Annotated in this window: 17 protein-coding genes; 8 read left to right on the top strand and 9 right to left on the bottom strand. The window is 66.3% G+C overall.

Translation table 11 applies throughout. The annotated features are described in order from the left end of the window. The first annotated feature begins 386 nt into the window (after positions 1-386). The 3 genes from AKJ08_RS19705 (at position 387) to AKJ08_RS05815 (ending at position 2,925) form a co-directional block, all read left to right on the top strand. The gene (locus AKJ08_RS19705) at positions 387-680 is read left to right on the top strand and encodes an AgmX/PglI C-terminal domain-containing protein (RefSeq protein WP_169788756.1); all 294 of its coding nucleotides are present in this window, start codon (positions 387-389) and stop codon (positions 678-680) included. A 155-nt stretch (positions 681-835) separates the two neighbouring features. Next, positions 836-2,188: an MATE family efflux transporter gene (locus tag AKJ08_RS05820; protein WP_050725197.1), complete on the top strand. Its 1,353-nt coding sequence runs from the start codon at positions 836-838 to the stop codon at positions 2,186-2,188. 212 nt (positions 2,189-2,400) lie between these two features. Continuing rightward, entirely contained in the window at positions 2,401-2,925 is a 525-nt protein-coding gene (locus AKJ08_RS05815; RefSeq protein ID WP_157370512.1) for a hypothetical protein, read from the top strand. 37 nt (positions 2,926-2,962) lie between these two features. On the opposite strand, the gene AKJ08_RS18450 is transcribed toward AKJ08_RS05815, so the two are convergent. The 6 genes from AKJ08_RS18450 to AKJ08_RS05785 form a co-directional block, all read right to left on the bottom strand. Next, positions 2,963-3,550 (bottom strand): FMN-binding negative transcriptional regulator, encoded by a 588-nt coding sequence (locus AKJ08_RS18450; protein ID WP_240475485.1) that lies wholly within the window; start codon positions 3,548-3,550, stop codon positions 2,963-2,965. Between the two features lie 48 nt (positions 3,551-3,598). Continuing rightward, on the bottom strand, positions 3,599-4,249 hold the full coding sequence (locus AKJ08_RS05805) for a Uma2 family endonuclease (protein ID WP_240475450.1): 651 nt from the start codon (positions 4,247-4,249) through the stop codon (positions 3,599-3,601). Between the two features lie 33 nt (positions 4,250-4,282). Next, entirely contained in the window at positions 4,283-5,014 is a 732-nt protein-coding gene (locus AKJ08_RS05800; protein WP_050725193.1) for a GNAT family N-acetyltransferase, read from the bottom strand. 208 nt (positions 5,015-5,222) lie between these two features. Then, entirely contained in the window at positions 5,223-5,669 is a 447-nt protein-coding gene (locus AKJ08_RS05795; RefSeq protein ID WP_050725192.1) for a hypothetical protein, read from the bottom strand. 183 nt (positions 5,670-5,852) lie between these two features. Further along, complete coding sequence (locus AKJ08_RS05790; protein ID WP_050725191.1) at positions 5,853-6,572, bottom strand: SDR family oxidoreductase; 720 nt, start codon at positions 6,570-6,572, stop codon at positions 5,853-5,855. Positions 6,573-6,622: 50 nt separating this feature from the next. Next, positions 6,623-6,907: a hypothetical protein gene (locus AKJ08_RS05785; protein WP_050725190.1), complete on the bottom strand. Its 285-nt coding sequence runs from the start codon at positions 6,905-6,907 to the stop codon at positions 6,623-6,625. 285 nt (positions 6,908-7,192) lie between these two features. On the opposite strand from AKJ08_RS05785, the gene AKJ08_RS05780 reads away from it, so the two are divergent. The 4 genes from AKJ08_RS05780 (at position 7,193) to AKJ08_RS05765 (ending at position 11,558) form a co-directional block, all read left to right on the top strand. Beyond that, positions 7,193-8,227, top strand: coding sequence for a hypothetical protein (locus tag AKJ08_RS05780; protein ID WP_050725189.1), 1,035 nt, complete (start codon positions 7,193-7,195; stop codon positions 8,225-8,227). A 316-nt stretch (positions 8,228-8,543) separates the two neighbouring features. After that, complete coding sequence (locus AKJ08_RS20330; protein WP_240475449.1) at positions 8,544-10,151, top strand: hypothetical protein; 1,608 nt, start codon at positions 8,544-8,546, stop codon at positions 10,149-10,151. 155 nt (positions 10,152-10,306) lie between these two features. Beyond that, positions 10,307-10,996, top strand: coding sequence for a hypothetical protein (locus AKJ08_RS05770; RefSeq protein ID WP_050725187.1), 690 nt, complete (start codon positions 10,307-10,309; stop codon positions 10,994-10,996). A gap of 73 nt (positions 10,997-11,069) precedes the next feature. Continuing rightward, complete coding sequence (locus AKJ08_RS05765; protein WP_050725186.1) at positions 11,070-11,558, top strand: hypothetical protein; 489 nt, start codon at positions 11,070-11,072, stop codon at positions 11,556-11,558. On the opposite strand, the gene AKJ08_RS05760 is transcribed toward AKJ08_RS05765, so the two are convergent. Then, positions 11,510-11,992 carry a hypothetical protein gene (locus tag AKJ08_RS05760; RefSeq protein WP_050725185.1) on the bottom strand — a complete coding sequence of 161 codons (483 nt, stop codon included), beginning with the start codon at positions 11,990-11,992 and terminating at the stop codon, positions 11,510-11,512. The genes AKJ08_RS05765 and AKJ08_RS05760 overlap by 49 nt on opposite strands. A gap of 274 nt (positions 11,993-12,266) precedes the next feature. On the opposite strand from AKJ08_RS05760, the gene AKJ08_RS05755 reads away from it, so the two are divergent. Continuing rightward, complete coding sequence (locus AKJ08_RS05755; RefSeq protein ID WP_050725184.1) at positions 12,267-13,370, top strand: NADH:flavin oxidoreductase/NADH oxidase; 1,104 nt, start codon at positions 12,267-12,269, stop codon at positions 13,368-13,370. A 23-nt stretch (positions 13,371-13,393) separates the two neighbouring features. Here the strand turns inward: AKJ08_RS05755 and AKJ08_RS05750 are convergent, their stop codons facing one another. Together AKJ08_RS05750 and AKJ08_RS05745 are read right to left on the bottom strand one after the other, a co-directional pair. Continuing rightward, entirely contained in the window at positions 13,394-13,840 is a 447-nt protein-coding gene (locus AKJ08_RS05750) for a hypothetical protein (RefSeq protein WP_157370511.1), read from the bottom strand. A 242-nt stretch (positions 13,841-14,082) separates the two neighbouring features. Beyond that, positions 14,083-14,406 (bottom strand): hypothetical protein, encoded by a 324-nt coding sequence (locus AKJ08_RS05745; RefSeq protein WP_050725182.1) that lies wholly within the window; start codon positions 14,404-14,406, stop codon positions 14,083-14,085. Between the last annotated feature and the right edge of the window lie 13 nt (positions 14,407-14,419).

The raw sequence follows: 14,419 nt of genomic DNA, 5'->3' as shown, positions 1-14,419 counted from the left end.
GCCGCAGGCCTTCCGGAGGACGCATGAAACTTCGAGCATGGGGACCCGCTGCCTTACTGGTTTCGACCCTGACCCTCGTGCTCGTTTTCCTGTCGCAGAGCCGTCCCGATCCGACCTCCATCGCGTCCCGAGCCACGGACCAGCCCACCGAAGAGCCCGAGGAACCCTCACCTTCCTCGAAGACGCGCGCTCCGGTGGAGGAACGAGCTCCTGCGGAGGAGAAGCTCGAGAGAGCCGGTTCCACCTCCGGCCCGAACGCTCCAGGGACGGCTACCCCAACAGCCCCACCTCTCGGCGGTGCCCGGACGGCGGCCGCTCGGACTGCTCCGGCCGCCAAACCTGGCGACGCCGACAAGGCCGAGGCCGACGAAGCCGCTCGAAAGGGGGTGCGCGACGCGATGGAACAGCAAGTGCTGCCAGCAGTGAAGCGATGCTACGAGGAGGCGCTTCAACACTGGCCCGAGCTCGCAGGTCGCGTAGCCATCCTCTTCGCGATCGAGGCGCGGGATGGCGTTGGCCGCGTCATCGACGCGGAGTTCGACGAGGACGAGACCACCCTGGAATCGGTTCTCGTCCAGGCCTGCATCCTCGACGGGCTCAGCGGGACTACGTTCCCCGCGCCGCGCGATTTCGGAAGCATCACCGTTCGCTACCCGATCGACTTGCGACCCAAAGAGTGACGGACTCGCGCCGGGGGCAATCGGCTGGGTTGACCGACGATCTCGGCTCTCGGGCCGGTTGACGTCGGAATTATACCAGGGTAAAACCCGCGCCAAACTTCGTCGCAGGAGGGGGCCGTCCCTTCGAATTCCGATCGCTCCAGCCCCACGCACCGATGACCGCTGACAGACCGCTCTGGAAGATCTTCATCGCCTTTCTCGGGCCGATGATGCTGGCCAACATCCTCCAATCTCTCTCCGGCACCCTCAACAGCATCTTCCTCGGGCAGATGATCGGCGTGAGCGCGCTCGCGGCCGCCTCTGCGTTCTTCCCGGTGATGTTCTTCCTGATCGCCTTCCTCATCGGCATGGGAACGGGTGCGTCCGTGCTCATCGGCCAGGCCTGGGGCGCGAAGCAGCCCGACAAGGTCAGGGCGATCGTTGGGACGGCGACGAGCGTCACGCTGATTGCAGGCCTCGTCGTGGCCGTCGTCGGAGGCACCTTCGCCGGGAGCCTGATGAAGCTCCTCGGCACGCCGCCGGACGTGCTGGCGGAGGCGACCGCCTACGGCCGCATCACGCTGATAGGCATGCCCCTGTTGTTCCTGTTCTTCCTCGTCACCTCGATGATGCGCGGGGTCGGCGACACCGTGACGCCCCTCAAGGCCCTCGCCGTGTCGACCGCGACGGGTCTGCTCGTGACGCCTGCGCTGATCCGCGGCTGGCTCGGGCTTCCGAAGCTCGGCGCCGCCAGTGCCGCCGTCGCGACCGTCTTCGCGATCACCGTCGCCCTCGGCTGGCTCGCCTTCGACCTCCGCAGGCGACGCCACGTGCTGGCCCCCGACCGCGAGCTCATCCAACACCTGCGCGTCGATCGGACGCTACTGCGGGCCGTCCTCCGCATCGGTCTGCCCACCGGGATGCAGATGATCGCCATGTCCCTCGCCGAGCTGGTCCTCCTCGGGCTCGTCAACGGTTTCGGCTCGAACGCGACGGCGGCCTATGGCGCGGTCAACCAGGTTCTGAGCTACGTGCAGTTCCCGGCGCTCTCAATCGCGATCACCGCCTCGATCCTGGGTGCACAGGCGATCGGCGCCGGACGCTCCGAGCAGCTCGGCGCGATCGCTCGCACGGGCCTCCTGCTCAACCTCGTCATCACCGGAACCCTTATCGTCCTGGCCTACGCGCTCTCGCGCCCCCTCCTCGGCCTGTTCATCACCGATCCAGCGGTCATCGAGCTCGCACAGCGCCTCGTCCACATCGTGATGTGGAGCGTCGTCATCTTCGGCATGGCCTCCGTGCTGTCGGGCGTCATGCGCGCGAGCGGAACCGTGCTGATCCCTACCGGCATCGCGATCTCCGTGATCGCGCTGGTCGAGGTGCCGTCCGCGTGGCTCCTCAGCCAGAAAATCGGGATCGACGGGGTCTGGGCCGCCTACCCGATCGCCTTCACGAGCATGTTCGTCCTTCAGGCGACCTACTACCGTCTCGGCTGGCGACGGAAGACGATCACCCGGCTCGCCTTCTAGGGCCGCCGGCCACAGTCCCCTTCGATGGAGGAGACGCTCTCGTGGCACAGAGCCTGGCGTAGATATTCTTTGGCCGCTTTGGTCGGGTCCAGACGTCCTATGCGAAGGTTGATCGATTACGCAAAGTGACGGCCCTGCGACACTGCCTTGGGGGCGGCGGACCCAGTCCTCCGCCCGTTCCGCGGTGCAACCGGCCTCTGATTGGATTCGCCATGAATGTTAGAGCTGCCGCGCTGATGACCCTCTTCCTTGCACCGGCTTGTGGGGAAAGCTCCTCCGATAGCGCCGGAGGTTTCGTCGAGGACTACAAGCGGGAAGTGGGTTTATCGTTCGAGATCTGCCCTTCGGTCGAGACCCGATGGCGCCCGTGTGGCAACGAGGGTGTCGACTGCAGCTGTTCGTCCGAGGAGCACGTGGCGTACGGCTGCATCGAGGACGCCCTCGAGGCATGCAGGCCGGCCCAGCTCACCGTACTGAATCGTCCCGGCGACCGCGACTACGACCGCGCCTACATCCGGACCGACCTGCTCGTCGTCCCGAACGATGGTGGCTGCAAGGTCGTCGAGTTCTACGACACGACTCAGATTCCGGTCCACTGCCACACCGTCACGAGGAGAGATTGTCCCAATGTGGGCAACCGCGACGACATGTGGGAGTGCAGTATCTCCGCCGATGATTGCGATGACGATACGAGGGTCGAGGTCGTGAGCGATCCTCGTCCTGCGTGCAACCCGTAGATCGCTGGCAGGCGTGTGTCCAACGCGCCTGCCAGGTTCACCTTTTCGTTCCAGACATCCAGTCGGCGAGCTCAGGTCCGGGCGAGGGAGCCTGGGCGAAATGGCTCTGCACAAGCGACCGATCCTCGAGAGACCTGTTCTGGGAGAGCTTGAGCTTAGGCTGCATCTCCTGCACGTGGATCTGGAACCCCACGATTTCGCGTAGCATCGCCGCTACTCGAGCATCGTCCACCCAGTTCAAGGAATACCCGCCTGGCGCTTCGAACCTGGCGCACATATCGTCGAGCAGCCTGTGCGTCTCTTCTTCACCGAGCCAAGAGATCGTCCCTTCCATCTGAACGATCACGTAGTTCCATGTCGGGACGTTCTCTCGAGGGGCCGAGTACCAGGTGGGACTCACGTACGCATGTGGCCCAAGGAACACAACAGTCACCTCGGTTCCGGAGGGCAAGGACGAGGCCGGATTAGCTCTCGCGAGATGTCCTCGTAGGAGCCGACCCGACTCGTCGCCCAACATGGGCAGCGGAACAATCGAGCCGCCTGGCAAGAGAAGTAGGCCCAGCGGGTGATCTCGAACGACCCGCCATCCAATGGCGCGATCCGCAGGCGCAAATTCGGCTGGCATGTACACGAATCACCCCCCGTTCGTTGTTGATGGAGATTGAACGGACGCCTACGCCTTGGGCAACCAGAGTTTTGAGAGGTCGAGCTCGACGGCTTCGAACGGCTCGGCCCGAACCCGCTGGTCCCCGTCCCAGCATTGGATGAAGACCCACTGGTCTTCCGCCAGGCGGAAGACTTCGAGCGAGTGCTCGCGGGGGTCTACCATCCACGCGTGGGCTACGCCGGCTCTCGCATAGGCTGGAAGTTTGTGAATCCGGTCGAGGGCGGCGGTACGCGGAGAGATCACCTCGCAGATCCAGTCGGGAGGATCCGTGAAATGCACGACGTCGGGGAGGTTCGGCATCCGCTCCCGTCGCCACCCCGCGAGATCGGGAACGATCACATCCGGCCCCAGGTGGAGCTCGGGCTCGACCAGGATCCACCAGCCTCCCGGACCCTCGAGGTCGAAATGGAAGGGCCCCCCCACCGCGACCATGAGCGCGGACGCAGCCAGCGCGTGGGGCGCCGCCGGACGAGGCGACGCATAGAGCGTGTCCTCCACGATCTCGCCTACGAGGTTCGGCGGCAGCTCTTCGATTGCCTCGTAGGTGATCTTGGTCTTTCGATTCTTCTCGTCCGAGTCCATGCAGAGAAGCCTATCACCAGGCGCCGACAGGGCCGCCTCCCGCAGGAAGCAGCTCAGCGCCCGTCCAGATGGCATTCGACGAGATGCTCCACCGAGGCCTGACGCGGTCTACCGCGCGAAGACTGGAGAGCGGAACGCGTCGCGGAAGCCCAGCGAGCGGTAGAGCCCGTAGGCGGCGCTCCCCTCGAAGACCTGCAAGGTGATGGTCTCACAGCCGCGGGCGCGCGCGTCCTGGATTGCGCGCTGGAGGAGCGCGCGGCTCACGCCGTGGCGACGATGCCGCGGCAGCGTGGCCACCGCGTAGATGCCGCCAACAATCCCGGTCTGGACGAGGAGCGTGACGCCGGCGGGCTCACCAGCGAGGTGGCCGACGTAGAAGATCTGGCTCGCGTGCCCGAGGTTTCGCAGGTTCGCCTCGCCGAGCCACGCCTTCCACTTGGGCGCCTCCTCGGCCGACGCGCCGAAGCCGTCGACCTGCACCTCGGTGAAGCGCTTCATCGCATCTGCGTCGTGGACGACCTCGATCTCGATGGCGCCCGGACGGTCGATCCTCTCCTCGTCGAGCACCATGAAGCAGAGCGCGCCCGCAGGGGCGAATCCGCGTTCCCTGAGATCTTCCTCACGTACATCGCTCCAGGGCACGAGCCTCGCGCGGTCGAAACCGCCGAGGGTCTCGTCGAGCCTCCCGGATGCGTCGAGAGGGATCACGCAGGTGAAGCCCGGAATGTGGCTCCCGATCCGAATGGCGGCGGGATCGCGTTCGACGCTCCCACGGTGCCATTCGTTGAAAACGAGGTTGTTCTCCAGGAGCGCTGCATCTTCAATCGACGGGATGGACACGCGGGGCCTTTCGCGAAGTGCCCGAAAGTCTACTCCCGTCGAATCGTCCGATCCATTGCACTCGCCGAGGCCACGGCGGGAAGGCAGAAGCGGATTTTCCCGCGCACCTCCCAGCCGAACGGCGGGCACGACATCGTGGCGCGATAGCGACTCGGACGAGGTTGTTACGCGCCGCAGCGTGAAGGCGTAGGGATCCTGCGAGAACGACCTAATCCTGCGGAGGTGATCCGGTTATGCAGCTCATCATTTCGCTACAAGCCGCGCGCGTGCTGCAGGCAATCTCCTCCTTCGTGTAGAAACCGAGCGAACATTGCCCCGTGCAGATGGTGCGTTCGGTTTCGTCGTCATCCTCGAAACAAGAGACCAGGTGGTCGCACATCTCCACACACTCGGACGTCGGCTTGACCATCGCGAAACACGCCACGGAAGCTTCATAGGGGCAATCCGCCCGATCGATGCAGGAGAGCACATTGGACGGAATCTTGACGCGCTTGCACGTGGCCTTGCAATCGGCGATCTCGTCGGGATCGTCGCCGCACCTTTGTCCCTGGCGGTCGCAGACGCTCTCGCAGGTCAGCTTGTCGTCGTCTCCGCAAGCGGAGACCGTGAAGACGAGAACGAGCAGCGCGAAGCCAACAACCATCCAATTCTTCATGTTCGATTCCCCCCGAGCGGCGGCGGCCTGGGCCCCGTCCTGGCCGCCCTTTGGGCAGCTGTTCAGACAAGCTTACCCAAAGTGACGGCCCTCCGAGAAGCGAGGATCTCCTGACCACCGGGAAACCCTTGGGTGGTGCGACCTCGGCGAGATTCCTGGTGCCAACGGAATTTGCGGGAGCGGCTACGCCTGCCCGGCCGCGAGGCGCTGGAGCGCTTCGCCCGGCAGAGTCTCGCCGGCGAACGCCGGGTTCAACGCGGCGGCGATCAGCGCACTCGCGAGCGCGACGTTGTCGATGGAACGGTACCGCTCGCGTAGCCCTGCAGCCCCGAAGATCCCCGCGACGCCAAGGAGGCGATCCGCGACTACGGCCGAGACCCGCTCCATGCGTCTCGGCCGGTCCCTATCGGGCCCGCTGATGAAAGAAGGCCGCGCGATGGTCCATGGCAAGCCGCTCTCGACGAGCTTTCGCTCGGCTCGTCCGCGGGCGGCCAGGTAGGGGTTTCGCGACGACGCATCCGCGCCCATGGACGAGAGGTAGACGAGCCGTGCGCCTGGGCAGGTCGCCGACACGGCGTCGACGAGCATCGCGTGCAGGCGATAGTCCACCGCGTCGTAGATGTCTGCTTCCTGGAGCGCCTCTCGCTTCGCACGAGCGCGGGTCGTCCCGATGAGCGAGAACACCGCGTCGGGCCTTGCGACCTCGATCGCTCCCCGGAGCGCCTCGGGCTCCCAGGCAACCTCGGCCACCTCCGCGCCCCATCGCCGAAACGCGTCGGCCCAGCCGCTCGCCCGCGAGCCGGGGCGAACGTGCGCGATCGTCCGGACGCCCTGTTGCCGGAGCTGCCGTACGACCTCGCGCCCGGTGTATCCAGTAGCGCCGGCGACGAATGCGGTTCGCATGTGCCGAGTCATACGCGCTCCTCACACTGCCCGCTCGACCCAAGGGGGCGCTACTCCTCCGATGCCTGCGGGAAGCAGCTCGAGACATCGGTGCAAGCCGCGCGCGTAGCGCAGGCAATCTGCTCCTTCGTGTAGACGCCGATCGAGCAGGCTCCCGAACAGCCGGCGCGCACGATGTCGCTGCCTTCTTCCGCGCACGAGGCCATATGGTCGCACAGCTCCGCGCAGCCGGACGACGATGCCTCCTTCCCGCTATCGCCATTGCCGCCTCCGCATGCGGAGGCCGTCACGACGAAAGCGAGAAGCGCGATGCCGATGCCAAACCAATTTTTCATGGATGATTCTCCCTCGACGGCGGGGTATCGCCCCGCACTGGCCGCCCACGTCGCGGGCGATCGGCGGGAGAATAGCCAACGTCAGGCCCGGCGCGAAGAGAGGATCGCCGCAGCGGAGGGCGACCCGGGCGCTCCTTGGGTAGGAGACGCGCCTACCAACCGCCAATGCTCCCCGGCTGAGGTCCTGTCGCCCCCACATGGGGCCCCTTTGACGAGCCGAGGCGACGAGGAGCAGAATTTCGCTCCCCGGTTGCCCTAACGCCATTGCAGTACACGGAGTCTCAGATGAAGCACGCTTCGTTGATCTCGACCCTCGCGCTGATCCTCTCGGTCGGCTGCGGGGGTACCGCTCCAAACGACGACTCGTCCGATCCCGGCCACCAGCGGTCGGACGGCAGCGAGGATGGAACGCCCTCCTCCTGCACCCTGGGCATCCGCCCCGATACCCGCTCGTACGACCCCATCGAGGCCGGGACGAGCCGATCCTACGAGATCCACCTGACGAACCTGGGATCCGAACCCTGCGCGGTGACCAACGTCTCGCTCGAGAGGGGACGCGATGTTGTCCGCCTGGCGCCGGTGGAGGACCGGGTCCTCGCGGCGGGAGCCGAGCTGCTCCTGCGGCTCACCTTCGAGCCGGCGGAGGCCATCGTCGTCGAGCCCACGGTGCGACTCCTGGCGAACGGTGAGACGTTCGAGCGCGGGTTCCGCTTCGAGGCATACGCGCACACGGAGCCGAGCGACTCCTGCGTGACCCTCGAGCCGGCGCGCCTGGTCCTGGAGGTAGCGGCGCCCGGCTGCGGCACCGCCGAAGGTGCGATCGTCCTGCACAATCACTGCGAGCGCGAGGTTCGAGTGATGGAGGCGGACACGGGAGACAACGCTGCGTTCTCGCGCGGCGCGGTGCCCGAGCTGCCCCGCGGCGTGCCGGCAGGCGGAGAGCTGCGCTTCCCGGTGCTCTTCTCGCCGCTCCAGGCTGGCGAGACCACCGGACGACTGCGAATCCGCGTGGACGGGATGCCCGCCTTCGAGGTGCGGCTGGTCGGCCACGCAGGCGAAGCGACGTCGATCCGCGATGTCTTCCATGCTGCCGACGGGCAGCGGGTCTTCGAGCTCTCGCACTGGCCGGCCCGTATTCGCGAAGGATCCATTGACGAGCAGCTAGAGATCCACGTGAGCGGCGTCCTCGTGCGGCCCTTCACGGAAGGTGAGCGGAATTGGGGCTACGGCGACGTCCGCAACCTCGTGGAGTTCATCTTCGGACGGGGGCCGCCCGAAGGCGCCGAGGTCGTGATCCAGTATCGCGCCTGCCCTCTGTAAGAACGGGGCGGGAGAGCTTCACCCTGACGCCTCCCGCCCGCAATTCCCCCTCCAATTCCCGCATTTACGGCGGCAACTCGCCTCCAACGGCCTCGGTGTGCCCGCAGTCGCGAGGCTCGGGTGTCGATTGGATCCGCACGGGGCGTGACGCAGGCCGGCAGAGCTACTGTTCAGTATCAAAGGGTCGCGAGGTTCGACACGCCAAGTGTTTCGTGCTCCAATATGATTGACGCCTCAGCTTGTACGTCGATCGGTCTCTACCGTCAGGTAGAGATCAATCTTTCACAAAGATCGGAGAATCAAGATGTTGTGGAAGTTGCGAGCACTCATTCTCGTCGCGGCCGTTTCAGTCGCGGCCGGCTGCGGACCTGCATCGGATGATTCGTCCTCCGAGGAAAACGGTGGCTCCGGGGGTAGCGGAGGCAGCCAGGTCGGTACGGGTGGTACCGGTGGCCGTCCGGTCGGAGCGGGTGGCAGCGGGGGCGATGCTGGCTCCGGCGGAACCGGTGGTGATGACGGCACCGGGGGAACCGGAGGCAATGTCGGCACCGGTGGAACCGGCGGCGAGGACGGTACGGGCGGTACCGGCGGCGATGACGGTACGGGCGGAACCGGCGGCCATGACGGTACGGGCGGAACCGGTGGCGATGACGGTACAGGCGGAACCGGTGGCGATGTCGGCACTGGTGGAACCGGTGGCGATGTCGGCACCGGCGGAACCGGTGGCGATGTCGGAACGGGCGGCACGGGTGGCACGGGCGGCACGGGCGGCACGGGCGGCACGGGCGGCACGGGTGGCACGGGTGGCACGGGTGGCACGGGTGGCACGGGTGGCACGGGTGGCACGGGTGGCACGGGTGGCACTGGTGGCACTGGTGGCACGGGCGGCACGGGTGGCACGGGTGGCACGGGTGGCACGGGCGGCACGGGCGGCACGGGCGGCACGGGTGGCACGGGTGGCACGGGCGGCACGGGCGGCACGGGCGGCACGGGCGGCACGGGTGGCACGGGTGGCACGGGTGGCACGGGTGGCACGGGCGGCACGGGCGGCACGGGCGGCACCACCAACCCCTGGGGAGCAACGCCCATCGCGCCCCAGGGCGGCGTTATCGTCTTCGAGGGCGAGCTCGGCGAGCGTTCCTGGACCCGGGTGCGGGACGACTGCGGACCGTACTCTCGCGCCGGCCAGTTCTACGTCTCGCAACGGGTCATCAACGAGACCGGCAGCCCCCAGACGATTCGTGCCTACGGCACGTTCGTGAAGGATCCGTACGTCTTCATCTACCGAATGCCCTTCGACCCGCTCAACGCCAGCATGTGCGTCCGCGGCAAGCAGGGCTTCGGAATGCACGCGGAGATCGACGGCTTCCTCATCCAGCCGAACGAAGTTCTGGACATCGTCGTCAGCTCCGACGATCCCATCACCGGCCCCTACAGCCTCCAGGTCGACACTCACGCTCCGTGTGACGACGGCCTCATCCATCCATTGGGCCGATGCGACAATGGCGATCCCGAGTATTGCGACCTGGGCTTCTGCGGCAACGTCGAGATCATCCCTACGCCTCCGGGAAACGACTTGCTCTACCCAGGCTTCCAGATCAACGTGGGGAGCATGATTCAATATGCTGGTTTCTGGGGCTTCTACTCGTTCGAAGCGGTGGCGGGCAGAACCTATTCCGTCGAGACCTTCGTAGGAGCTCCCTTCGAGTGCACCCTCGGGAACGGGACGACGACCACGACCGGCATCCTGGTCTACGATTGGCCCACCTTTGAGCTGGTGGAGAGCGACGACCACCACGGCATCGGAACGTGCTCGCGGACCATGTTTACAGCAAGCAAGTCGGGCACCTACCGGCTGCAGCTAGGGGCGTTGGGCGGAGGAACGCTGGATCCCTACTACATCTGGGTCCGCGAAGCGCCGTAACCCAGGCCCCACGGAGGGAGGAGATGTCCCCTCCCTCCGGATGATTCGAAACCGAGGAGGCCGGCGCTTCCGGCCTCCTCGCTCGATGCGTTTATCGGTGCCCCCTCCGCGGTGTTTGATAGGGTGCAAGTCACCATCACCACCGAGAAGCCCCCATGACTCGCGTCGTCGCCGCTGCCGTCGCCGTTTGGCTGTCCTCCACCGGATGCATCACCGGCATGGCCCGAGTGGGCGCCGAGGCCCTGCGCTCGGGCGATCACGACGTCGATCGCATCGTCGACAGAAAAGGCGACTGGGTGACGATCGAGACCAGCAGGGAGAATCGGGAGAACCGCTTCGGGCTCGTGCTGGGCGCGAACCTTGGGCCCTCGATCGTCGAGCACCCGGAAGGCTCTGCCAAGGTCGCAATGGGCGGCAGCGTGTACACCCAGGCGATGGTGGGATTCGACGACGGCTATGCGCTGGGCCTCGGCGTTGGATATTCCAATTCGAAGGGCGATAGGGACGGCGAGATCGCGTCTCAGAGCGGCTGGTTCTTCGACGTCCGCGGATCGCTCGCCCTCAGCGACGAGCTGGCGGTCCACGCCGGCGTGGGGCCGTTTTGGAGCAGCTATTCGATCACCGCAGACGGCGAGGACACGCCGCGCTTCGAGTCGGAGAGCGCGAGCGTCGGGCTCCGCGGCGTCGCCGGCCTCACGCTGATCTTCCTCACACTCGACGAGTCCAGCTTCGGCCTTCGACTCGAGGCCTCCCACGCCATCGGATCGAAGCTCGACTACGCGGGGAAGTCCTTCGTACCGACGGCATCGCAGGCGGGACTGCAGTTGATCTGGCTCAGCATGTGATCCATTCGGATCGCGCTTCGAGCCTGCGCGGCCAGTCCACTGATTGTCGTAGCTCGTTGAGGGTAAAGACGAAATGAAACGCGCCTCGGTTGCAGTCCTGCTCGGCCTCTGCCTGATCGCTCCTCGGCTTGCGAACGCCGAGGGCGTGCCGACACTCCCCATCGAGCTGTACGCGGGAGCCGGCTTCAACGAGTGGGCCCACGTGGAGGCCAATCTCCGAATACACGAGTACGCCTACCTCGCTGCCAGGGCCGGGTTGGTCGGGGCAGGCGACGGCTTGGTCGGCGGCGGAATCGTGGCCTTCGTACCTCTCGCGAAGCCCGGCTTCTACGCTCCAACCCACGCGATTCTCCTGGGTTTGTCGTTCATGAAGAACCCGAACAATGAGCTGTGGGTCAACGACGAGGAGGACGTGAACGGATACGGCGAGGCGACCCTGGGCTACGGATACGGCGCCGAATCCGGTTTCCACATCCGACTGCGAGGGGGCGCAATGTTCGACAAGCTGGGCTACTACGCGCCAGTCGCGCGATTGTCCGTCGGCTGGCTCCTCAAGCTCTGATCGGCGCCGGAGGGCTTGGGCGCCACGAAGAACTCGATCGTCGCCAGGACGAGGACGCCCAGTACGCCGAGGAGGAGAATGCCCGCCGACGGGAACGCCAGGATCCAGAGCGCCTCCTTCGCCTGCGCCGTGCCTCCGAGCCCGGGCGCGAGCATCCCGCCGATCAGCCAGTATGCCGGATAGCCCACCGCGCCCAGACCGAGCGCCCAGCCCACGAGCGCCCGCGCCGCTGGCGAGGGGCGACGCAAGGCTGCGACAAGGAGCAGCAGCGCGAGGGTCGCCGTCCCGATCCCGCCGCCATGCATGTGCGCCCTCTTGAAGTACGTCCAGCTCTTCGAGACCACCGCCTGGACCTTCGCCTCGTCGCCCCGGTAGACCGTATCGCGGACCGCGTCCGCGCTCGCCCGCAAGCTCTCGACGATCTGGTCCTCCATCCCCCGAACGCGCCGCCCAGAGCGAACCCGAGGAAGATCGCCAGCGATGCCAGGAGGACGCCGAACCGCGTGATTCGGAGGTTTTCAATGAAGGAGGAGTTTCCGGAGTTGGTCGCCATGGGGCGACGGTACGCCAGCGTTGGCGTGCTGTCTCGACCAAGCGACCCGGCGAGCGTGGCGACCGCTTCGAAGTTGGAGAGCCGCGGCGTGCATCGTCGCGCCTCGCCCCCGTAGATTCTCCCTACGTGAGCGACGATCGAACCGAGGAACGGAGATGAAACCGAGCGCCCTCTTCACCCCGCTCCGTGTGGGATCGCTCGAGCTGCGCAACCGCATCGTGATCGCGCCCATGTGCCAATACTCGGCCGACGAGGGGCGAGCTACCGACTGGCACGTCATCCACCTCGGAAACCTCGCGCTCTCCGGCGCGGCCTTGCTCATGCTCGAGGCGACCGCGGTGACTCCCGAGGGCCGGATCTCCCCCGACGATCTCGGCCTGTGGTCGGACGAGACGGAGGAGGCGCTCGCCCGTGTGATCGGCGCCGTCCGCCGCCATTCGGACATGCCCCTCGGCCTCCAGCTCGCCCACGCGGGCCGCAAGGCGTCGACCCGGGCGCCGTGGGAGGGAGGAAGCCAGATCCGCCCGGGCGAGGGACGGGGTTGGCAGACCGTGGCGCCCTCGCCCGTCCCCTTCGCGAAGGGCGAGCATCCGCCGCTCGCGCTCGACGCCGGGGGGATCACCGCGGTTCGCAAGTCCTTTGCCGAGGCCGCCCGGAGGGCCGCGCAGATCGGCTTCGACGCCCTCCAGATCCACGCCGCACACGGTTACCTCCTGCACGAGTTCCTGTCGCCGATCTCCAACCAACGGAACGACGAGTACGGCGGAAGCCTCGAGAACCGCATGCGCCTGCCCCTCGAGGTCTTCGACGCGGTGCGCGCGGCGTTCCCTGCCGAGCGCCCGGTCAGCGTGCGTGTATCGGCGACCGACTGGGCGGAGGGTGGCTGGGATATCGAGCAAACGATCGCCTTCGCCCAGGCCCTCGAGCGGCGCGGCTGCTCCGCGATCCACGTATCGAGCGGGGGCCTGACGCCCGCCCAGCGCATCCCGGTCGGGCCGAGCTACCAGGTCCCCCTCGCCCGCGCCGTCAAGGCGGCGACGAGCCTGCCCACCGTCGCGGTCGGGCTGATCACCGACTTCGAGCAGGCGGAGGCGATCATCGGCACCGGCGACGCGGACTTCGTGGCCCTCGCCCGCACGATCCTCTATGACCCCCGCTGGCCCTGGCATGCCGCCGCCCACTTCGGCGCCACCGTGAAAGCGCCGAAGCAGTACCTGCGGTCTCAGCCGAGGCGGTATCCCGATCTGTTCGAGCCGTGAGGCTCGGGGAAGAAGGGGATCGCTCAGAATTCCAGGTGCAGGAGCGCGCATTCCTGGCCTGCGCATTCCGGACTGCGCGGGTTCACCGCCTGGTAGACGGGCCAGACGGTCTTCTTCGCCACCACCTGCCCCTCATGCTGCGCGACGATCCTCACGCGCGCCGGCCGAAATTTGAACTCGAACGTTGGCACGTTCTCCACGCCTACCGTCAATGCGACGAGCTCGAGAGCGGGGTCGCTACAGCTGCCCGAGGACTCTTGTTCCATGGGCAGGGTTGCCTCACACACGAACTGCCTGCCGTCCTCGACATCGAGTTCGAATGACCAGCTGCCGGGCTCCATTTCGTCTGGAAGTGTGATGACGAGTGGCGTGTCATAGCAGGGGACATGACAATCGCACGAGGGGCATCCCGTTCCAAGCAGCACGGTAAAAATGGCGAGACCTATGCAGTGCAGGAGCGCTGATTTCACTGAGTCATGTCTCCTAGCCCACCTTACGGGCCATCATGCTGCGTCCGACAGGAACCCCCATCTTTCGGCAAGCATAGCAGATGCGCGCTATTGAACATCGAGTGGCGGACAGGAGCGTTCTCGGCGGCCACGAGGGCCATCGCCGAACGCTCGTGCGGGTACTAGAAGACCCGCACGATGATCCTCTCGCGGCCGAACTTCAGCAGGGGGTCAGGCGATGGGCATTGAAGGGAGGCGATCGTTCAGAGATCCAGGTGCTCGAGCGCACACTGCTCGTCGGGGCAAGTGGGGGTGGGCGAGTAGACCGTCTTGTAGACGGGCCAGACGGTCTTCTTCGTCACCACCTGCCCCTCATGCAGTGCGACGATCTTCACGCGCACCGGCCGAAATTTGAACTCGAACGTTGGCACGCTCTCCACGCCTACCGCATCTGGGAGGAGGCTGAGCTCGAGTTCGGGGTCGCTACAGCTGGCGGAGGACTCCTGCACCATGGGCAGGGTTGCCTCACACACGAACCGCCTGCCGTCCTCGACGTCGATCTCGAATGACCAGCTGCCGGGTTCCATTTCGTCAGGGAGT

Source organism: Vulgatibacter incomptus (assembly GCF_001263175.1).
In the GTDB taxonomy this organism is placed as follows: domain Bacteria; phylum Myxococcota; class Myxococcia; order Myxococcales; family Vulgatibacteraceae; genus Vulgatibacter; species Vulgatibacter incomptus.
Note: the sequence above shows the minus strand (reverse complement) of the source record. Positions and strands in the feature narration are given on the sequence as shown.

Coding starts and splice junctions, on each gene's coding strand:
- AKJ08_RS05820 (WP_050725197.1), top strand. CDS start 836: ATGACCGCTGACAGACCGCTCTGGAAGATCTTCATCGCCTTTCTCGGG.
- AKJ08_RS05815 (WP_157370512.1), top strand. CDS start 2,401: ATGAATGTTAGAGCTGCCGCGCTGATGACCCTCTTCCTTGCACCGGCT.
- AKJ08_RS18450 (WP_240475485.1), bottom strand. CDS start 3,550: ATGCCAGCCGAATTTGCGCCTGCGGATCGCGCCATTGGATGGCGGGTC.
- AKJ08_RS05805 (WP_240475450.1), bottom strand. CDS start 4,249: ATGCCATCTGGACGGGCGCTGAGCTGCTTCCTGCGGGAGGCGGCCCTG.
- AKJ08_RS05795 (WP_050725192.1), bottom strand. CDS start 5,669: ATGAAGAATTGGATGGTTGTTGGCTTCGCGCTGCTCGTTCTCGTCTTC.
- AKJ08_RS05790 (WP_050725191.1), bottom strand. CDS start 6,572: ATGCGAACCGCATTCGTCGCCGGCGCTACTGGATACACCGGGCGCGAG.
- AKJ08_RS05785 (WP_050725190.1), bottom strand. CDS start 6,907: ATGAAAAATTGGTTTGGCATCGGCATCGCGCTTCTCGCTTTCGTCGTG.
- AKJ08_RS05780 (WP_050725189.1), top strand. CDS start 7,193: ATGAAGCACGCTTCGTTGATCTCGACCCTCGCGCTGATCCTCTCGGTC.
- AKJ08_RS05770 (WP_050725187.1), top strand. CDS start 10,307: ATGACTCGCGTCGTCGCCGCTGCCGTCGCCGTTTGGCTGTCCTCCACC.
- AKJ08_RS05765 (WP_050725186.1), top strand. CDS start 11,070: ATGAAACGCGCCTCGGTTGCAGTCCTGCTCGGCCTCTGCCTGATCGCT.
- AKJ08_RS05760 (WP_050725185.1), bottom strand. CDS start 11,992: ATGGAGGACCAGATCGTCGAGAGCTTGCGGGCGAGCGCGGACGCGGTC.
- AKJ08_RS05755 (WP_050725184.1), top strand. CDS start 12,267: ATGAAACCGAGCGCCCTCTTCACCCCGCTCCGTGTGGGATCGCTCGAG.
- AKJ08_RS05745 (WP_050725182.1), bottom strand. CDS start 14,406: ATGGAACCCGGCAGCTGGTCATTCGAGATCGACGTCGAGGACGGCAGG.